Source organism: Cupriavidus sp. SK-4 (assembly GCF_000611125.1).
GTDB classification, from domain to species: Bacteria; Pseudomonadota; Gammaproteobacteria; order Burkholderiales; family Burkholderiaceae; genus Cupriavidus; species Cupriavidus necator.
The window spans coordinates 1-19,459 of sequence record NZ_JFJW01000073.1; the positions used below are offsets into that span (position 1 = coordinate 1).

The window sequence follows — 19,459 nt, forward strand, 5'->3', positions numbered from 1 at the left end:
CGCGCGCGGCGGGACTGCGGCGTTCGCGGCTGATCGCGGTGCAGTCGGCCGCGCCGTGGTGGCGCAGGCTCGGGTACGCCCCGGTGGCGGCGCACACGGCCGCCGCCCATGCGGCCAAGCTGGCCAGCTACGGCGCCAGTGCGGTGCTGATGGAGCGCGCGCTGGCCGACTGAGCGCGGCACCGGCGCCAGGACGACAAAAAGCCCGCCGGCTTGCGCCAGGCGGGCTTTTTGTTCTTGCCGGGGTGAATCAGCGCGGCAGTTCGGTGTGGCCCATCAGGAAGGCATCGACCGAACGCGCGGCCTGGCGGCCTTCGCGGATCGCCCACACCACCAGCGACTGGCCACGGCGCACATCGCCGGCGGCGAACACCTTGGGCACGTTGGTGTGGTAAGCACGCTCGCCCTCGGTCGAGGCCTTGGCGTTCTTGCGCGCATCGGTATCCACGCCAAACGCTTCCAGCATCGAACCCACCGGGTTGGTGAAGCCCATCGCCAGCAGCACCAGGTCGGCCGGCAGGATGAACTCGCTGCCTTCGACTTCCTGCATGCGGCCATCCTTCCATTCGACGCGGCAGGCCTTCAGTGCGGTGACCTTGCCGTTCTCGCCGATGAATTCCTTGGTCGCGACCGACCAGTCGCGCTCGCAGCCTTCATCGTGCGACGACGAGGTGCGCAGCTTGATCGGCCAGTACGGCCACACCAGCGGCTTGTCCTCTTCTTCCGGCGGCTGCGGCAGCAGTTCAAACTGCGTCACCGAGGTGGCGCCATGGCGGTTGGACGTGCCCACGCAGTCGGAGCCGGTATCGCCGCCACCGATCACGATCACGTTCTTGCCTTCGGCGCGGATCTCGTTCTCGCCGTCGCCGGCCACTTCCTTGTTCTGCGGGATCAGGAATTCCAGCGCGAAGTGGATGCCGGCCAGGTCGCGGCCCGGCACCGGCAGGTCACGCGGCACTTCCGAGCCGCCCGCCAGCACCACGGCGTCGAACTGGTCCATCAGGGCCTGGGCCGAGATGGTTTCACGGGCGTAGTTCTTGATGCCGGCCGGCAGTTCGCCGTCGGTCACCATCACGCCGGCGCGGAAGGTCACGCCTTCGGCCTGCATCTGCTCGATGCGGCGGTCGATCAGCGTCTTCTCCATCTTGAAGTCGGGGATGCCGTAGCGCAGCAGGCCGCCGATGCGGTCGTTCTTCTCGAACACGGTCACGTCATGGCCGGCGCGTGCCAGCTGCTGCGCGACAGCCATGCCGGCGGGGCCGGAGCCGACCACGGCCACGGTCTTGCCGGTCTTGTGGCGCGGCAGCTGCGGCTTGACCCAGCCCTCTTCCCAGGCCTTGTCGATGATGGCGTGCTCGATCGACTTGATGCCCACCGGCAGTTCATTGATGCCCAGCGTGCAGGCGGCCTCGCACGGTGCGGGGCAGATGCGGCCGGTGAACTCGGGGAAGTTGTTGGTCTGGTGCAGCACCTCGATCGCCGACTTCCAGTCCTGGCGGTACACCAGGTCGTTGAAGTCGGGAATGATGTTGTTGACCGGGCAGCCGTTGTTGCAGAACGGGATGCCGCAGTCCATGCAGCGCGCACCCTGGAGCTTCGCTTCGCTGTCGGACAGCGCGAACACGAATTCCTTGTAGTGCTTCACGCGCTTGACTACCGCTTCGTAGCCTTCGTTCTGGCGCGGAAATTCGAGAAAGCCAGTCGCCTTACCCATGTTGCGTCCTTGGTCATGCTGCGCGGGACCGGCGGCGTCGCCAGCCCTGCGGTGGGGTCAGAATCTTGTCAGGGCCGCGGCGGCTGCCGCGGCCCCTCTGCGTGGTTGCGTTGCGCTCGCTCAGGCCGCGATGGCTTCGCGGTCGCTGTCGCGGGCGGCCTGTTCCTTGGCGTACATCTCGCCCAGCGCGCGCTTGTACTCGGTCGGGAAGACCTTGACGAACTTGCGGCGTGCCGTGGTCCAGTCAGCCAGCAGCGCCTTGGCGCGCTCGGAACCGGTGTAGCGGAAATGCTGCTCGATCAGGTTGCGCAGGATGACTTCATCCAGCACGCGCTTGCCGTCGACCTTGTGCCACGAAGCCTCGGGCTGGCCCTTCTCCTGGTCGGCCGAGGCCAGCACCGCTTCCAGTGCCACCATCGAGGTGTTGCAGCGCTTGTCGAACAGGCCGTCCTCGTCATAGACGTAGGCCACGCCGCCCGACATGCCGGCCGCGAAGTTGCGGCCCGTGCCGCCCAGCACCACCACCGTGCCGCCGGTCATGTACTCGCAACCGTGGTCGCCGGTGCCTTCCACCACGGCAACCGCGCCGGAGTTGCGCACCGCGAAGCGCTCGCCGGCCACGCCGTTGAAGAACGCTTCACCGGCGATGGCACCGTACAGCACGGTGTTGCCGACGATGATGTTGCGGGTCGGGTCGCCGCGGAACTCATGCGGGGCACGCACAATCACGCGGCCGCCCGACAGGCCCTTGCCGACATAGTCGTTGCCGTCGCCCACCAGGTCCAGCGTGATGCCATGGGCCAGGAACGCGCCGAACGACTGGCCGGCGGTGCCTTGCAGTTGGATGTGGATGGTGTCGTCAGGCAGGCCTTCGTGGCCATGCTGCTTGGCGACCACGCCGGACAGCATCGCGCCGACGGTACGGTTGACGTTCTTGACCGGCTGGATGAACGAGACGCGCTCGCCCTTCTCGATCGCCGGACGCGCCTTGGCGATCAGCACGTGGTCCAGCGCCTTGCCGGCTTCCGCCGACAGGCCGTGGTCCTGCACGTCGGTGTGGTACAGCGGCACGTCCGCGCCCAGCGACACCTGGTGGAAGATGCGGCTGAAGTCCAGGCCGCGTGCCTTCCAGTGCTCGATGCCCGGCTTGGTGTCGAGCAGGTCGGCGCGGCCGATCAGCTCGTCGAACTTGCGGATGCCCAGCTGGGCCATGATCTCGCGTGCCTCTTCTGCAACGAAGAAGAAGAAGTTGACCACGTGTTCCGGCTTGCCCTGGAACTTCTTGCGCAGCTGCGGATCCTGCGTGGCCACGCCCACCGGGCAGGTGTTCAGGTGGCACTTGCGCATCATGATGCAGCCTTCCGCAACCAGCGGCGCGGTGGCGAAGCCGAACTCGTCGGCACCCAGCAGCGCGCCGATAACGACGTCGCGGCCGGTCTTCATCTGGCCGTCGGCCTGCACGCGGATGCGGTTGCGCAAGCCGTTGAGCAGCAGCGTCTGCTGCGTTTCGGCCAGGCCCAGTTCCCACGGCGTGCCAGCGTGCTTGATCGACGACCACGGCGAGGCGCCGGTGCCGCCGTCATGGCCGGCAATCACGACGTGATCGGCCTTGGCTTTGGACACGCCCGCGGCCACGGTGCCGACGCCCACTTCGGACACCAGCTTGACCGAGATATCCGACGACGGGTTGACGTTCTTCAGGTCGTGGATCAGCTGTGCCAGATCCTCGATCGAGTAGATGTCATGGTGCGGGGGCGGCGAGATCAGGCCCACGCCCGGCACCGAGTAACGCAGCTTGCCGATGTAGTCCGAGACCTTGTGGCCGGGCAGCTGGCCGCCTTCGCCGGGCTTGGCGCCCTGCGCCATCTTGATCTGGATCTGGTCGGCCGAAGCCAGGTATTCGGCGGTCACGCCGAAACGGCCCGACGCCACCTGCTTGATCTTGGAGCGCAGCGAATCGCCGTCGCGCAGTTCCAGGTCGTTCTCGATCACGCCGTCGCCCAGCAGGCCCTTGAGGGTATCGCCCTGCTTGATGGGGATGCCGCGCAGCTCGTTGCGGTAGCGCTTCTCGTCCTCGCCGCCTTCGCCGGTGTTGGATTTGCCGCCGATGCGGTTCATCGCCAGCGCCAGCGTGGTGTGGGCTTCGGTCGAGATCGAGCCGAGCGACATCGCACCGGTGGCGAAGCGCTTGACGATCTCCTTGGCCGATTCCACTTCTTCCAGCGGAATCGCCTTGGCCGGATCGACCTTGAACTCGAACAGACCGCGCAGCGTCATGTGGCGCTTGCTCTGGTCGTTGATGATGTTGGCGTATTCCTTGTACGTCTGGTAGGCGCCCTTGCCGTCGTCGGCGCGCACCGAGTGCTGCAGCTTGGCGACCGAGTCCGGGGTCCACATATGCTCTTCGCCGCGGATGCGGAAGGCGTATTCGCCGCCGGCGTCCAGCATGCTTTCCAGCACCGGGTTGTCGCCAAAGGCGTCACGGTGCAGGCGCAGGGCTTCCTCGGCCACCTCGAAGATGCCGATGCCCTCGACGTTCGACGGGGTGCCATGGAAGTACTTCTGCACCAGTTCGCGCGACAGGCCGATGGCTTCGAAGATCTGCGCGCCGGTGTACGACATGTAGGTGGAGATGCCCATCTTGGACATCACCTTGAACAGGCCCTTGCCGATCGCCTTGACGAAGTTCTTGACGGCCTTCTCGGGCGACAGGTCGCCGGACAGGCCCTGGGCCATTTCGGCCAGCGTTTCCATCGCCAGGTACGGGTGCACGGCTTCGGCGCCATAGCCGGCCAGCAGCGCGAAGTGGTGCACTTCACGGGCGGTGCCGGTTTCGACCACCAGGCCGGTGGACGTGCGCAGGCCCTTCTCCACCAGGTGGTGGTGGATGGCGGACGTGGCCAGCAGTGCGGGAATCGCGACATGCTCGGCATCCACGCGGCGGTCCGACACGATCAGGATGTTGAAGCCCGAACGCACCGCATCCACGGCTTCGGCGCACAGCGAGGCCAGGCGCGCTTCGATGCCTTCCTTGCCCCAGGCCTTCGGGTAGCAGATGTTCAGCTCGTACGAACGGAACTTGCCGCCGGTGTAGTGCTCGATGTTGCGGATCTTGGCGATGTCCTTGAAGTCCAGCACCGGCTGGGACACTTCGAGGCGCATCGGCGGGTTGATGTTGTTCAGTTCCAGCAGGTTCGGCTTCGGGCCGATGAACGACACCAGCGACATCACCATGTTCTCGCGGATCGGGTCGATCGGCGGGTTGGTGACCTGGGCAAACAGCTGCTTGAAGTAGTGGTACAGCGTCTTGTTCTTGGACGACAGCACCGCCAGGGGCGAGTCATTGCCCATCGAGCCGGTGGCTTCCTCGCCGGCCAGCGCCATCGGCGCCATCAGGAACTTGACGTCTTCCTGGGTGTAGCCGAAGGCCTGCTGGCGGTCCAGCAGCTTGGCCACCGGCTTCTTCTCGGCGGCAACGTCTTCCGGCTTGGCGTCGAGCTCGTCGAGCTTGATGCGCACGGCGTCGATCCAGCTCTTGTACGGCTTGGCGTTGGCCAGGTTGTCCTTGAGTTCCTTGTCGTCGATGATGCGGCCCTGCTCCATGTCGATCAGGAACATCTTGCCCGGCTGCAGGCGCCACTTCTCAACGATGCGCGACTCGGGGAACGGCAGTACGCCGGCTTCCGAAGCCAGCACCACGATGTCGTCCTCGGTCACGTAGAAACGTGCCGGGCGCAGGCCGTTGCGGTCCAGCGTGGCGCCGATCTGGCGGCCATCGGTGAAGCAGATCGCGGCCGGGCCGTCCCACGGCTCCATCATGGCGGCGTGGTATTCGTAGAAGGCGCGGCGGTTGTCGTCCATCAGCGTGTGCTGTTCCCAGGCTTCCGGGATCATCATCATCATCGCGTGGACGAGCGGGTAGCCGGCCATCGTCAGCAGTTCGAGGCAGTTGTCGAACGATGCGGTGTCGGACTGGCCCGGGTAGATCAGCGGCCACAGCTTGGGCAGGTCGTCGCCCAGCACCGGCGACGAGATCGCGCCGGTGCGCGCGTTGATCCAGTTGACGTTGCCCTTGACCGTGTTGATTTCGCCGTTGTGGGCGACCATGCGGTACGGGTGGGCCAGTTCCCAGGCCGGGAAGGTGTTGGTCGAGAAGCGCTGGTGCACCAGGGCCAGGGCCGAGACGGCACGCTGGTCCAGCAGGTCCAGGTAGTACTCGCCGACCTGGTTGGCCAGCAGCAGGCCCTTGTACACCACGGTACGGGCCGACATCGACGGCACGAAGTATTCCTTGCCGTGCTTGAGCTTGAGCGCCTGGATGGCGTGGCTGGCGGTCTTGCGGATGACGTAGAGCTTACGTTCCAGCGCGTCCGTGGTCATGATGTCGCGGCCGCGCCCGATGAAGATCTGGCGGATCACCGGCTCGGTGGTGCGCACCGTCGGCGACATCGGCATCTTGGCGTCGACCGGCACGTCGCGCCAGCCCAGCACGACCTGGCCTTCCAGGCGGACCGTGCGCTCCAGTTCCTGCTCGCAGGCCAGGCGCGAGGCGTGTTCCTTCGGCAGGAAGATCATGCCCACGCCGTATTCGCCGGCGGGCGGCAGGCTCACGCCCTGCGCGGCCATTTCCTCGCGGTAGAACTGGTCGGGGATCTGGATCAGGATGCCGGCACCGTCGCCCATCAGCGCGTCGGCGCCGACCGCACCCCGGTGGTCCAGGTTCTCCAGGATCTTCAGGCCCTGCGAGATGATCTCGTGGGACTTCTTGCCCTTGATGTGCGCGACCATGCCGACGCCGCAGGCGTCATGCTCGTTGCTTGGATCGTACATGCCCTGCGCTTGCGGGCGCAGGTCAATGGCGTGGGAAGACTCGCTGGTCTGCGCTTGTGCCTGAGCTTGGGCCGAAAGATTTTTCGTTTGGTCCACGGGCTGAATTCCGGTGAAGGCTGCGCGAACTGGCTGGGCGTACCGGAACGGGGACCGCGCGCTTTCTCGTTTTCTTTATTCCTCCACCCAAACCGGAAACCGGCGGGACGGAAAATGGGGACGAAGCTGTCAGCGGGCCGCAGCGGCGTACACGAGCGTGACGCGCCGCACAATGACTGTGGGTGGAGCAACTATATGGGAATCGCGTTCGCCTCGCAAAATTTTTAAATGGGGTCAGATAACTTTAAATTACGCACCGTTTCTGTGATCCATTTAAATAGGGACATATTAATTATGTGGCGATTCTGGCGCATCTGTTGACGTCGTTTGCACCTTTTTGGGGCGCCCTTTCGGCAACGGTTGCACGCGCCGCGTTGCGTGCCGCTCCAGTTGGGCCAGGAACGCTTCGTCGCCAAGCGGCCAGCCGCTATGGGCATGGCCGCGCAGTATCTCCAGGGTCTTGCCCGACAGGCCCTCGGCGGTCAGCATCCGGTAGTTCGACTGCCGTTCGAACGGCGTATTGCCCAGCTCCCAATACGCGGAGTGGTCGCTCACAAACTGGCTGGCCTCGATGCCGGCGTGATGACAGTAACTGCTCCAGCGATCGCCCTCGGGGGTGCTCACCTCGCCTGCGCGCAGCGCGTTGCCCTCGACATAGAGCATCGCCGGCAGCATCCACCGGGCGGGGTCGAACACCGCGGAACGGAAGCGCCCTTCCCACAGCGTGCCGGTGCGGCTGGCCACCCGGTTGAAGTAACGCGCGTAGCGCCGCCCCACCGCCTGCATGGTCAGGCTCAGCGAGTCTGACCCCTTGGGCGTGGCCACCAGGTGCACGTGGTTGGGCCGCAGCGTGTAGGCGTGGATGGCAAGGTCATGCTCGCGCGCGGCCATGCGCAGGCAGTCGAGGTAGTGCAGGTAGTCGTCCGGCCCCAGGAACACGGGCTGGCGGTTGTTGCCGCGCTGCAACACCAGGGCGGGCAGACCGGCGGGGGAAAAGCGGGGAAGGCGGGCCATGAGAGGTCATGCGAACATTGATGCCCGCATCATAGCCTGATCCGTCCCCATTTATGCGGCAGGCTGGCGCGCCGATCGGCGGGCCCGCCGGAACGCGGCCGTCAGTTGCCTTCGCTGACCGCGAAAATGCGGCGGTGCTCGCGGATCGCGTAGCGGTCGGTCATGCCCGCGATGTAGTGGGCAATCAGCCGTGACTGGTCGCCCCCATGGCTGGCCTGGTACTGCGGCGGCAGCAGGCGCGGGTCGGACATGAAGGCCTGGAACAGGTCGCCGACAATGCGCTGCGCCTTGGCCGACATGCGCATCACCAGGTAGTGCCGGTACAAGTGCCGGAACAGGAAGCGCTTGAGTTCGGCCGCTTCTTCATGCATCTGCGGGCTGAAGCCGACCAGCGGGCCGGCGGCGCGCACCGCGTCGATATTGCGCGGGTTGGCCTCGGCGATATTGCGGCTGGTGGTCTCGATCAGGTCGACGATCAGCGTATTGATCATGCGCCGGACCGTCTCGTTGATGGCACGCCGGCCGTTGACGCCGGGGAAGACAGCGGCCACCTCGGCGCGGTGGCGGGCCCACATCGGCACCTCGTCCAGCTGCTCCAGCGTCAGCAGCCCCGAGCGCAGGCCGTCGTCGATATCGTGGTTGTTGTAGGCGATCTCGTCGGCCAGGTTGGCCAGCTGCGCCTCCAGCGACGGCTGCGTGCCCTCCAGGAAGCGCCGGCCCAGCTCGCCCAGCGCCGAGGCGTTGACCCGCGAGCAATGCTTGAGGATGCCCTCGCGCGTCTCGAAGGTCAGGTTCAGCCCGTTGAAGCCGCCGTAGCGCTCTTCCAGCTCGTCCACCACCAGCAGGCTCTGCAGGTTGTGCTCGAAGCCGCCGTGGTTCTTCATGCAGGTATTGAGCGCATCCTGCCCGGCGTGGCCGAAGGGGGTGTGCCCCAGGTCGTGCGCCAGCGAGATCGCCTCGACCAGGTCTTCATTGAGGCGCAGGTTGCGCGCGATCGAGCGGGCGATCTGCGCCACCTCCAGGCTGTGGGTCAGCCGGGTGCGGAACAGGTCCCCTTCATGGTTGACGAAGACCTGGGTCTTGTACTCGAGCCGCCGGAACGCCGTGCTGTGGATGACCCGGTCGCGGTCGCGCTGGAATTCGCTGCGCGACAGCGATGCGGGTTCGGCATGCACCCGCCCGCGCGTCTGCGCAGAGCGGGCGGCGTAAGGGGCGAGATGGCTTTCAAAGTCGGTCATGCGGCGCGTCCGGTGGCTGGGGCGGGGTGGCGAGGCATAACCGATCGGTCAGGCGACCGGGGCCTCGGTGGGAGGTTTGAGCACGGCGTGCGCGAGCGTGGCGCGCAGGTCAGCGTCCGGCACGGTGGTGATGAACGCTTCGCCGAGCCGCTTCAGCAGGATGAACTTGATGCTGCCCGCTTCGGCCTTCTTGTCGACCTTCATCAGTTCGATATAGCGGTCGGCACCGAGTTCCGGCGCCACCACGGGCAGGTTGGCGGCCTGCGTCAGCTCGCGGATGCGGGCGCGGGTCTCGGTGTCGATAAAGCCCAGCCGGTGCGACAGGTCGGCGGCCATCACCATGCCGCAGCCGACGGCCTCGCCGTGCAGCCAGGCGCCGTAGCCCATGCCGGCCTCGATCGCATGGCCGAAGGTGTGGCCGAAATTGAGGATGGCGCGCAGGCCGCCCTCGCGCTCGTCCTGGGCCACCACGCCGGCCTTGATCTCGCAGGAGCGCTGCACGGCGAGCGCCATCAGGTCCGGGTCGCAGGCATTCAGCGGCTTGATGTTGCGCTCGATCCAGCCGAAGTACTCGGCATCGGCGATGGCGCCGTGCTTGATGACCTCGGCCATGCCGGCGGCCAGCTCGCGCGCGGGCAGCGTGCGCAGCGTGTCGATGTCGGCGATCACCGCGTTGGGCTGGTGGAACGCGCCGATCATGTTCTTGCCGAGCGGGTGGTTGATGCCGGTCTTGCCGCCCACCGACGAATCCACCTGCGCCAGCAGCGTGGTCGGCATCTGGATAAAGGGCACGCCGCGCATGTAGCAGGCGGCGGCAAACCCGGTCATGTCGCCCACCACGCCGCCGCCCAGCGCGACCAGCGTGGTCTTGCGGTCGGCGCCGGCCTGCAGCAGCGCGTCGAAGATCCGGTTCAGCGTTTCCCAGTGCTTGAAGGCTTCGCCGTCGGGCAGCGTGACGGTGCGCACGGTCTTGCCGAGCGCGGCCAGCGTGGCCTCGACGCGCGCCGCGTAGAGCGGGCCGACGGTTTCGTTGGTGACGATGACGGCGTGCTGGCCGCGCACATGCGGACGCAGCAGTTCGGCGTTGTCCAGCAGGCCGGTACCGATATGGATGGGGTAGCTGCGCTCGCCCAGGTCGACTTCAAGCGTAATCATGGATTGGGGTCCTGCGCCGGCGGCTCCGACGCTTCCGGCGGCGCGGAGGCCGGCTGCGGGGGATCGATCGGGAAACCGGCCATTTCAAGTTGCATCAACACCATATTAGCAAGCTGCGCCACCGAGGGCTTGCCGGTTTCGATGATGAAGTCGGCAACCTCGCGGTAGAGCGGGTCGCGTTCGGCATAGAGCGCCTCGAGCTTGCCCTTGGGGTCCTCGGTCTGCAGCAGCGGCCGGTTGCGGTCGTGGCGGGTGCGCAGCCACAGGTCGTGCGGGCTGGCGCGCAGGTACACGACCGTGCCGCAGGACTTCAGCACCTCGCGGTTCTCGGCACGCAGCACGGCGCCGCCGCCGGTGGCCAGCACGATGCCCTGGCGCGCGGCCAGCTCTCGGATCATCGCGGCCTCGCGGTCGCGGAAGCCGGCTTCGCCCTCGACCTCGAAGATCACCGGGATGCGCACGCCGCAGTGCGCCTCCAGTTCATGGTCGGAATCGAAGAACGGATAGTGCAGGCGCCGTGCCACCGTGCGGCCCACGGTGGTCTTGCCGGCGCCCATCAGGCCGACGAAAAAGAGGTTGGGTCGATCGGATTCCGGTCGCTCGGAGTCGGATCGATCGGCATCGCGCCGATCCTGGGCCTGGCGCTGTGCCGCCGGGCCTGTCGCTGAGGCTGTCACTGGACTGTCGTTCGGGAGCGCGGCATGCGGGCCGTCCTCCCCGGTTGGGAACTGCATCATCTTCTTATGTTGTGGCGCGGCCGGCAAGTGGCGAATGCGGCATGGCCCACACGGCTGGCCCGTCCCGGGGCCCGTCTCCGCCCCCCGCGGCGCGCAAAAAAGGCCGCATCCCTCGATGCGGCCTGCCAGTCTACTGTATCCGGCGCCTCCGGACGTCATGTCCCTACCTGAGCGACACGCTCTCGTTCAGGATGCGCGGGGTCAGGAACACCAGCAGCTCGGTGCGGTTGCGCACCTTGGCGTTGTTCTTGAACAGGTAGCCCAGCACCGGGATATCGCCCAGCAGCGGCACCTTGTCGGTCTCGTTGGACTCGGTCTGGGTGTAGATGCCGCCGATCACCACCGTGCCGCCGTTCTCCACCAGCACCTGGGTCTGCACGTGCTTGGTGTCGATGGCAAAGCCGGAGGTGGTCTGGATGCCCACACTGTCCTTGTTCACGTCCACATCGAGCAGCACATTGCCTTCGGGCGTGATCTGCGGCGTCACTTCCAGCTTCAGGTTGGCCTTGCGGAACTGCACCGAGGTCGCACCGCTGGAGGTCGCCGCCTGGTACGGCAGCTCGGTACCCTGCTCGATCAGCGCCTTGATGTTGTTGGCCGTGACCACGCGCGGGCTGGAGATGATCTTGCCCTTGCCATCCGCTTCCAGCGCCGACAACTCCAGTGCCAGGAATTTGGTGGCGGCGCTGTTGAACAGGCTGACCGCGATATTGGCCGGGTTGGTGCCATTGATGGCGCCGGCAGGCAGGCTCAGGAACGGGCCGTTGTCGGAGGTCGCCCCGGGCAGCACGTTGTTGTACGTGTTGCCGACGCGGGCGTTGTTGTACTGCCCGGCAAAGCCCAGCTTTACACCCAGGTTGCGGCTGAAGGAGTCGGTGGCCTCGACGATGCGCGCCTCGATGATGACCTGGCGCACCGGGATGTCGATCTTGCCGATGAAGTTCTGCACCTCTTCCAGCTTGCTGGCGATATCCGAAACGAAGAGCTGGTTGGTGCGCGCATCGGCCGTCAGCGAACCGCGCCTGGACAGCATGCGCGCGCTGGCGCCCGCCGACCCGGCGGTACTGACGGCGGCCACGGCACCGCCGCCCGCCCCCATGCCCAGCAGCATCTTGCGCACGTCTTCGGCACGCTGGTAATTGAGCTGGAACACCTGGCTGCGGATCGGCTCCAGGTCATTGATCTGCTGCTGCGACTCCAGCTCCAGCTTCTCCTTGGTCTGCAGCTCCGCCTTCGGCGCCACCCACAGCACATTGCCGTTGCGGCGCGAGGCCAGGCCCTTGGCATCCATCACGATCTGCAGCGCCTGGTCCCACGGCACATCCTTCAGGCGCAGCGTCAGGTTGCCCTGCACGCTTTCGCTGGTGATGATGTTCAGGTTGGTAAAATCGGCAAACACCTGCAGCAACGAGCGGATGTCGATGTTCTGGAAGTTCAGCGACAGGCGCTCGCCGCGGTAGCCCGGGCCACTGATCAGCTTGGTCGGGTCTTCCTTGACCGGGCGCACCTCGACCACGAACTGGGTATCGGTCTGGTACGAGCTGTATTCCCAGTTGCCGCGCGGCTCGATCGTCAGGCGCGCGTTGCCGTTGGTGTCCGAGGCTTGCATGCCCTGCACCGGCGTGCCGAAGTCGCTGACGTCGAAGCGACGCCGCAGGTTGTCAGGCAGCGTGGTGCCGAGGAAATCGACCACGACGTTCTTGCCCTGCTGCGCGATATTGATGCCCGAATCGCGCGAGGACAGGTCCACCACCACGCGCCCGGCGCCATCGGCACCGCGGCGGAAGTCGACATTGCGCACCGACGGCCGCGCCGCCGCGGCTGCAGGCGTCGCCGTCGCAGCCGGCGCAAACGTGGGCGCGGCATTCTTGAGCGCCGGCGCCACGTTATCCAGCGCCACCACGAAGTAATTGCCGCGCTGGTCGGTGCGATAGGTGGCGTTGCGCGTGAGGTCGAGGATCACGCGGGTGCGGTCGCCGATCTGCACCACGTTGGCTGACTTGACCAGCTTGCCGCCGTAGTCGTACTGCGCGCGCCGGTTGGCAAAGCCGGTATCGAAGAAATCGATCGCGAGCCGTGCCGGGTTCTGCGTGGTGAAGTCCGCCGGCTTCTGCGTCAGCGGCCGTTCGAGCTCGACCGTGAACACGGTCTGCTCCCCGACCATGCTGACGTCAACCGACTTGATGCGGTTGCTTTGTGCCAGCGCTGCCGGCGCGGCAATCACCAGCAACAGCGCCATCGCCATTCTTGCGGCGCCCGCGAGCGCACGGTACCAGCGCGCGAGGGTCATGCCGCCACCTCCAGCTTCAGGCTGGTCATTTTCTCTTTCCACTCTGATACCCCCTCCCGGACCAATTCGCGCAGCACGATCTCCTGATCGGTGATGCGGACCACCCGGCCATAGCTCTGGCCGAGATACTGACCCACCTTGATATGGTGGATCTTGTTATCAACCCGCACGATGCCGAAGGTCTCCCCGTGCTTCTTCATCATCCCGAGCATCTTGAAGTTCTCGAGCGGGTAGTCCTCCAGCGGCTCGCGGCGCCGCCCGGCTTCGGGCGAATCCGCCAGTGTCTTGTTCAGCTCGCCGATCTTGGCCTGCGCGAACGGCTCGGGCGCCTTGGCTGCGGCGTACTCGCGCGGCACATAGGGCCGGGCGTCGGGCAGCGGCTCGGGCGGCTTGGCGCGCGCGCTGCGGGTGGCATCCATCCACTGGCGCAAGGCGTCTTCATCGCTGGCGCCGCAGGCGCCCAGCAGGCCGACGGCCAGCGCCGCCGCCGCGAACGTGCGTGGCGCCGTGGTCCAGGCGAGGCTGCGGGTACGGGCGGTGCGGCTCATTTGGCACCTCCTGCCTTGGCTGCCGCAGCGGCTGCCGCGGCCTTGCGCTGCGCGGCCTGCTCGTCCGGGTCGAGCGCGCGGTAGGCCATCGCCACCGCCTCCATCGACATCCCGCCTTCCTTGGTATTGGCCAGCTGCAGGTTCTGCATCGATACGATCCGCGACAGGGCCGCCACGTCGGCATTGAACTGCGCCACCTCGTGGTAGCGCCCGGTCACGCGCAGGTTCACCGGGATCTCGGCGAAGTAGGGCTTGATCACCGCCCCCTGCGGCTTGAACAGCTCGAACTGCAGCCCGCGTGCGACACCGGCGTGGTTGACGTCGGCCAGCAGTGCATCCATCTCGGCCTTGTTGGGCAGCTGCCGCTCCAGCAGCGCCACGCGCTGCTCCACCTGCTTCTTTTGCTCGCGCAGCGCGTCCAGGTTGGCCACCTGCGCCACCTTGGACTGGTACGCCTGCTTCAGGCTTTCCTGCTCCTGGCGCTGGCGGTCGAGTTCGTCGAACTTGGCGCTCCAGTAGAACTGCCAGCCCAGCACCAGCACCACGGACGCGGCCAGCACCGCGAACAGCACGCGCGGCGCGGCCGGCCACGTCTCCGGTTCGCTCAGGTTGAGCCCGCGGAACTGGCCGGTCAGGTCGGCCAGGTTGATTTCAGTATTGAGCGCCATGGTCAGGCCTTTCCGGCTGCGGGTGCGGGAACTGGGGCGGCTGCGGGTGCGGAGGCGCCGGGCACGGCCTTTTTGCCGTCGGCCGCCGCTTCCGGCGCGCGGTACGCGAAGCGCATCGAGAAGTCGAACAAGCGGCGCTGCTCGCGCAGGTTGTTGGTCATGGTGACGGCCTTGGATTCGACCAGTTCGGCCTTGTCCAGCCAGGCCACCCCGCTCAGGTTGCGCAGCAGCTCGGAAATGCGCTCGTTGGACTGCGCCACGCCCGCGATGGTGAAGGCCTCGCCGGTCTGCTTCAGGCTGGTCAGGTAGACGCCCTCCGGCACCTGCCGCACCAGTTCCTCAAGCAGCTGCACCGGGCGGTTGCGCTCGGTCTGCAGGCTTTCAACCGCCTTCTGGCGCTGCAGCAGCGCGTCGATGTCCTTCTTCAGGCTGTTGACCTCGCGGATCTGCCCGTCCAGCCTGGCGTTCTCAGCGCTCAATACCTGGTTGAGCGCGACCACCGAAGCGATGCGCCCGTCGATATAGAAGCCGCCCAGCAGCACCACGGCAGCGCCAGCCACTGCGGCACCGGCCAGCATCGTATAGACCTTCTTGCGGCGTGCTGCCTTGCGGGCTTCGTGGTAGGGCAGCAGGTTGACCGAAGGCAGTGTGTTCGTAGACATCTGATGCCTCCGGTGCGTTATTGCAGGCCGCGCAGGGCCAGGCCGGCACTGACGATGTACGCCGGCAAGTCACGCTGCAGGTAGCGCTCGTTGACCTTGGCGTTGGTCGCCATGTTGGCGAACGGGTTCGCCAGCGTGGTGGTGATCTTGGTCTGGTGCTGGATCGCCGATTGCACGCCGAGCAGCGACGCATGCCCGCCCGAGAGCAGGATCTCGTCGACCCGGCCCAGGCTGGAACTGGCGATGAAGTTGCCGACCGCGGACTGCACTTCCATCGCCAGTGCATCCAGCGACGGCTTGAGCAACTGCGCGCGCCAGGCTTCGGGCAGCGTGTTCTTGCGCTTCTTGATCTCGGCCTTGAGCGCGTCAAGGGTGAACATGCGCGCCGCACTCTGCGTGAGCTGGTCGCCGTAGCTGTTCAGCGGCTGCTCGTAGAGTTCTTTCCAGCCCTGGTAGAAGATCGCCTTGGATCGGCTGCCGCCCAGGTGGATCACCGCCACCACCGGCAGCGCGCGCGCATCGGCCTCGGGCATCTCGTGCGGCACGCCCAGCATCTGCACGATCGAGCGCTGCACCGCGTATTCCTCGACATCCATGACCTGGGGCTTGAGCCCGGCCATCTCGGCCGCGGTCACGCGCTCTTGCACGCGGTCGCTGTTGGCCGCCGTGACGCGCACGCCGATACCGCCCTCGGTCTCGCTGGGGCCGATCACGGCGAAGTCGAAGTTGACCGCCTGCGACGGCGGATAAAGCCGGTGCGCCTCGGATTCGACCTGGGAATACAGCTCGTCTTCGGACAGGTTGTCCGGCAAGCTGACCGTCTGTGACTCCGTCAGCATGGACGGCACGCCCAGCACCACGTCCTTCGAACGGATGCCGGCCTTGCCCAGCGCGCGTTTGAGCGCGATCCCGACGGCCTCGATATTGATGACGTTGCCATCGGCAACGGCGTTGCGGTCCAGCAGTTCGCTGGCGCATTTTTCCAGCCGATAGTCTTGCCTGCTGCCCCCTACGGACAGCTCGACTACCTTGACACTGGACGACCCGATATCCACGCCGACCGTAGTCCGGCGTAGAAGCCCCGACAAAATGCCCCGACGCAAGGTGACCCCCTGACTTTTGAACTCGCCCCTGGCTTGAACGCTCTAATCGGGCGAGCCTTGTTTCTTGAATGAAACGTTTGCTCTTTTATGTTGGTCGATTCTCACAAAATCCAGCATCGGTGGCAATGTGCCGAACTGGCGCCGAGTTCTTTTTGAGAAGCCCCTCACCAATCCGTTGCCAAAACCCCACGGTCGTCGGGTTCCCTTCCGTGCGCGCTTGTGCGCCTGCCCGCACCCCTTTAGCTGCACGCAACGTCGCCGTGCGTGCAGGCATTCGCCACATTACATCTTGTAACAGCGCGATAGCGGCGCCCGCACCACTGTACGCCCGGGCGGGCCGATGCCGGAAGATATAATCCCGGGCACCCCTGACTAGGTATTTCCCTTATGGCCACCGCACAACACAAGCCGTCCCACCCTGCCCGCCGTCCGATCTGGACGCGGCTCATGTTCTGGGCGGTCGGACTGGTTGTCGCCGGTGCCGTCGTGATTGCGCTGCTGCTCGGCTACGCGCTGCTGGTGGCCGCGCCCAACCTGCCTTCGCTGGACACCATCACCGACTACCGGCCCAAGATCCCGCTTCGCATCTACACCGCGGACAATGTGCTGATCGGCGAATTCGGCGAAGAGCGACGCAACTTCGTGCCCATCGCCGAGATTCCGGACGTGATGAAAAAGGCGGTCCTGGCGATCGAGGACGACCGCTTCTACGAGCACGGCGGCGTCGACTTTGTCGGCGTGCTGCGCGCCGGGCTGGCCAACCTGCGTGGCGGGCTGTCGCAGGGCGCCTCCACCATCACCATGCAGGTGGCGCGCAACTTCTTCCTGTCCAGCGAGAAGACCTACACCCGCAAGATCTACGAGATGCTGCTGGCGTACAAGATCGAGGCCAACCTGAACAAGGACCAGATCCTCGAGCTGTACATGAACCAGATCTATCTGGGCCAGCGCGCCTACGGCTTCGACAGCGCCGCGCGCGTGTATTTCGGCAAGTCGGTGCGCGACGTGACGCCGGCCGAGGCCGCCATGCTGGCAGGCCTGCCCAAGGCGCCGTCGGCGTACAACCCGGTGGTCAACCCGCGCCGCGCCAAGGTGCGCCAGGAGTACATCCTGCAGCGCATGCGCGACCTGGGCTATATCACGCCCGACCAGTACGAGCAGGCCGTGCATGCCGAGCTGAAGGTGCGCACCGAGGGCAACGAGTTCTCCACCCACGCCGAGTACGTCGCCGAGATCGTGCGCCAGCTGATGTACGCGCAGTACCGCGAAGAAACCTACACGCGCGGCCTGACGGTCTACACCACGCTGACCAAGCCGGACCAGGACGCCGCCTATGAGTCGGTGCGCACCGGCATCATGAACTACGAGCGCAAGCACGGCTACCGCGGCCCCGAGGCCTTTATCGACCTGCCTTCCGACCCGGCCGAGCGCGAGCAGGCCATCGACGATGCGCTGGTCGAGCACCCCGGCAGCGGCGACCTGCGCTCGGCCGTGGTCACCAGCGTGTCGGCCAAGCAGGTAAAGGCGACGCTGCTGTCCGGCGAAGTGGCAACCATCGAGGGCTCGGCGCTGCGCTTTATCTCGCCGTCGCTGTCGTCCAACGCGCAACCCAAGATGAAGATGCGCCCCGGCGCTGTCATCCGCGTGACCAAGGACGAGAAAGGCAACTGGTCCGTGACCCAGTTGCCGGAAGTGGCCGCGGCGTTCGTGTCGATCAACCCGCAGGACGGCGAGATCCGTTCGATGGTGGGCGGCTTCGACTTCAACCGCAACAAGTTCAACCACGTGACCCAGGCCTGGCGCCAGCCGGGTTCCAGCTTCAAGCCGTTCATCTACTCGGCCGCGCTGGAAAAGGGCTTCTCGCCGGCCACGGTGATCAACGACGCACCGCTGACGATCGGCCCCGATACCGGCGGCCAGGTGTGGGAGCCGAAGAACTATGACGGCCGCTTCGAGGGCCCGATGACCATGCGCCGCGCGCTGGCCAAGTCCAAGAACCTGGTCTCGGTGCGGATCCTGCGCGCGATCGGCACGCAGTACGCGCAGGACTACATCACGCGCTTCGGCTTCGAGGCCGACAAGCACCCGGCCTACCTGCCGATGGCGCTGGGCTCGGGCGCCGTGACGCCGCTGCAGATGGCGGGCGCGTACTCGGTGTTCGCCAACGGCGGCTACCGCGTCAACCCGTACCTGATCCAGAAGGTGGTGGACGCGCGCGGCAACGTGATCTCTGAAACCCAGCCGCAGCGCGCCGGCACCGACGCCGTGCGCGTGCTTGACGCACGCACCGCCTTTCTCGCCGACACCATGCTGCGCGACGTGGTGCGCTACGGTACCGCCAACCCCGCCAAGCAGCGCCTGGGCCGCAACGACCTGGCCGGCAAGACCGGTACCACCAACGACGCGGTCGATGCCTGGTTCGCCGGCTACACGCCCAACCTGGTGGCGATCGCCTGGATGGGCTACGACCAGCCCAAGAGCCTGGGCGTGCGCGAAACCGGTGGCGGCCTGGCCCTGCCGATCTGGGTGGGCTATATGAGCAAGGCGCTCAAGGGCGTGCCGGAGTCGCCCGAGCGGCCTGCGCCGGAAGGCGTGCTGATGGTGGGCGGCGACTGGACCTTCGAAGAGAACGCCGGCGGCGCCGGGGTGGCTTCGGTGGGCCTGGGCGATCCGTGGCCGGGCAAGCCGGAGGAATCAGCCACCGCGCCGGCCGACACCGAGGGCGAGAAGAAGAAGATCCTGGAGATGTTCGGCGGCGCCTGATCACGGCCGCCAGACAACAGAAAGCCGGCCACGAGGCCGGCTTTTCTTTTGCCTGCAAAGCAGGCTTTGCGTCAGCCCAGCCTGAGGGCCGCGCCGGCCTGCTCGCTGACGTAGCCCGACAGCGCCGCATACAGCTCGCCGCCGTTGCGGGTGTCGATCCAGCGCTCGCCGTCGCGGCGGAAATGGAAGCCGCCGGCGCGCGCGGCCACCCACAGTTCCTGCATCGGCGCCTGGCTGTTGATGATGATCTTGGTGCCGTTCTCGAACTCCAGCTCCATCACGTTGCCGGTGCGGCTGATCTCAATATCGGCGTCGGCCGCGTCGGCGGCCGCCTCGACCGTGGCTTCGATGCGGTCCAGCTCCTGCGTGGCCAGGGCCAGGAACTCGCTTTCGCTCAAGGGGGGCATGCTAAACTCCGAGACCGCCGTTGCCGCCGCTGCCCGGACCGGGCGTACGTGGCGCGAACGGCTTTTTTGTTAAGAATCCTTCGGATGCCCGGCCGTTGCGCGTCGGGCCATCCAACGCCTTGCCAACAGCCTAAAGGACGACCCGATGCTGCGTCGTGTTGCGATTGTATCGGCGTTTGCCGCCGCCCTTGCGATGCCCCTACTGGGCGGATGCGGCATCCGCGGGCCGCTGACC

Annotated in this window: 13 protein-coding genes and 1 pseudogene; 2 read left to right on the top strand and 12 right to left on the bottom strand. The window is 66.3% G+C overall.

The genetic code is table 11. The features are described from left to right. Nucleotides 1–173, top strand: a pseudogene (locus tag CF68_RS15905) (GNAT family N-acetyltransferase); the annotation flags it as partial. Nucleotides 174–249: 76 nt separating this feature from the next. Here the strand turns inward: CF68_RS15905 and CF68_RS15910 are convergent. From CF68_RS15910 to pilM, 11 genes are all read right to left on the bottom strand, one after another. Then, entirely contained in the window at nt 250–1,713 is a 1,464-nt protein-coding gene (locus CF68_RS15910) for a glutamate synthase subunit beta (protein WP_035820399.1), read from the bottom strand. Nucleotides 1,714–1,833: 120 nt separating this feature from the next. Next, complete coding sequence (locus CF68_RS15915; RefSeq protein ID WP_035820401.1) at nt 1,834–6,639, bottom strand: glutamate synthase-related protein; 4,806 nt, start codon at nt 6,637–6,639, stop codon at nt 1,834–1,836. Between the two features lie 288 nt (nt 6,640–6,927). Continuing rightward, nucleotides 6,928–7,653: a transposase gene (locus tag CF68_RS15920; protein ID WP_035820403.1), complete on the bottom strand. Its 726-nt coding sequence runs from the start codon at nt 7,651–7,653 to the stop codon at nt 6,928–6,930. 101 nt (nt 7,654–7,754) lie between these two features. Next, nucleotides 7,755–8,891 carry a deoxyguanosinetriphosphate triphosphohydrolase gene (locus CF68_RS15925; RefSeq protein ID WP_035820405.1) on the bottom strand — a complete coding sequence of 379 codons (1,137 nt, stop codon included), beginning with the start codon at nt 8,889–8,891 and terminating at the stop codon, nt 7,755–7,757. A gap of 48 nt (nt 8,892–8,939) precedes the next feature. Beyond that, nucleotides 8,940–10,046: a 3-dehydroquinate synthase gene (gene aroB / locus CF68_RS15930; RefSeq protein WP_035820407.1), complete on the bottom strand. Its 1,107-nt coding sequence runs from the start codon at nt 10,044–10,046 to the stop codon at nt 8,940–8,942. Further along, nucleotides 10,043–10,603, bottom strand: coding sequence for a shikimate kinase (locus CF68_RS15935; RefSeq protein WP_035820409.1), 561 nt, complete (start codon nt 10,601–10,603; stop codon nt 10,043–10,045). Before CF68_RS15935 ends, aroB begins: the two co-directional genes overlap by 4 nt. A gap of 343 nt (nt 10,604–10,946) precedes the next feature. Next, nucleotides 10,947–13,073 (bottom strand): type IV pilus secretin PilQ, encoded by a 2,127-nt coding sequence (pilQ, locus tag CF68_RS15940; RefSeq protein WP_035820411.1) that lies wholly within the window; start codon nt 13,071–13,073, stop codon nt 10,947–10,949. Beyond that, entirely contained in the window at nt 13,070–13,621 is a 552-nt protein-coding gene (locus CF68_RS15945; RefSeq protein WP_011616151.1) for a pilus assembly protein PilP, read from the bottom strand. Before CF68_RS15945 ends, pilQ begins: the two co-directional genes overlap by 4 nt. Beyond that, entirely contained in the window at nt 13,618–14,289 is a 672-nt protein-coding gene (locus CF68_RS15950; protein WP_035820414.1) for a type 4a pilus biogenesis protein PilO, read from the bottom strand. Before CF68_RS15950 ends, CF68_RS15945 begins: the two co-directional genes overlap by 4 nt. 2 nt (nt 14,290–14,291) lie before the next feature. Beyond that, nucleotides 14,292–14,951, bottom strand: a complete 660-nt coding sequence (locus tag CF68_RS15955; protein ID WP_035820416.1) for a PilN domain-containing protein — start codon at nt 14,949–14,951, stop codon at nt 14,292–14,294. Nucleotides 14,952–14,968: 17 nt separating this feature from the next. After that, nucleotides 14,969–16,039: a type IV pilus assembly protein PilM gene (pilM, locus tag CF68_RS15960; RefSeq protein ID WP_035820419.1), complete on the bottom strand. Its 1,071-nt coding sequence runs from the start codon at nt 16,037–16,039 to the stop codon at nt 14,969–14,971. Nucleotides 16,040–16,441: 402 nt separating this feature from the next. Here pilM and CF68_RS15965 point away from each other — a divergent pair, with 402 nt between their 5' ends. After that, nucleotides 16,442–18,817 (top strand): penicillin-binding protein 1A, encoded by a 2,376-nt coding sequence (locus CF68_RS15965; RefSeq protein ID WP_084187263.1) that lies wholly within the window; start codon nt 16,442–16,444, stop codon nt 18,815–18,817. 71 nt (nt 18,818–18,888) lie between these two features. On the opposite strand, the gene cyaY is transcribed toward CF68_RS15965, so the two are convergent. Continuing rightward, on the bottom strand, nt 18,889–19,224 hold the full coding sequence (gene cyaY / locus CF68_RS15970) for an iron donor protein CyaY (protein WP_035820422.1): 336 nt from the start codon (nt 19,222–19,224) through the stop codon (nt 18,889–18,891). Nucleotides 19,225–19,459 lie beyond the last annotated feature (235 nt).

What these genes read in the sequence shown, in the direction of transcription:
- CF68_RS15910 (WP_035820399.1), bottom strand. Translation starts at nt 1,713, where the DNA reads ATGGGTAAGGCGACTGGCTTTCTCGAATTTCCGCGCCAGAACGAAGGC.
- CF68_RS15920 (WP_035820403.1), bottom strand. Translation starts at nt 7,653, where the DNA reads ATGGCCCGCCTTCCCCGCTTTTCCCCCGCCGGTCTGCCCGCCCTGGTG.
- CF68_RS15925 (WP_035820405.1), bottom strand. Translation starts at nt 8,891, where the DNA reads ATGACCGACTTTGAAAGCCATCTCGCCCCTTACGCCGCCCGCTCTGCG.
- aroB (WP_035820407.1), bottom strand. Translation starts at nt 10,046, where the DNA reads ATGATTACGCTTGAAGTCGACCTGGGCGAGCGCAGCTACCCCATCCAT.
- CF68_RS15935 (WP_035820409.1), bottom strand. Translation starts at nt 10,603, where the DNA reads ATGGGCGCCGGCAAGACCACCGTGGGCCGCACGGTGGCACGGCGCCTG.
- pilQ (WP_035820411.1), bottom strand. Translation starts at nt 13,073, where the DNA reads ATGACCCTCGCGCGCTGGTACCGTGCGCTCGCGGGCGCCGCAAGAATG.
- CF68_RS15945 (WP_011616151.1), bottom strand. Translation starts at nt 13,621, where the DNA reads ATGAGCCGCACCGCCCGTACCCGCAGCCTCGCCTGGACCACGGCGCCA.
- CF68_RS15950 (WP_035820414.1), bottom strand. Translation starts at nt 14,289, where the DNA reads ATGGCGCTCAATACTGAAATCAACCTGGCCGACCTGACCGGCCAGTTC.
- CF68_RS15955 (WP_035820416.1), bottom strand. Translation starts at nt 14,951, where the DNA reads ATGTCTACGAACACACTGCCTTCGGTCAACCTGCTGCCCTACCACGAA.
- CF68_RS15965 (WP_084187263.1), top strand. Translation starts at nt 16,442, where the DNA reads ATGGCCACCGCACAACACAAGCCGTCCCACCCTGCCCGCCGTCCGATC.
- cyaY (WP_035820422.1), bottom strand. Translation starts at nt 19,224, where the DNA reads ATGCCCCCCTTGAGCGAAAGCGAGTTCCTGGCCCTGGCCACGCAGGAG.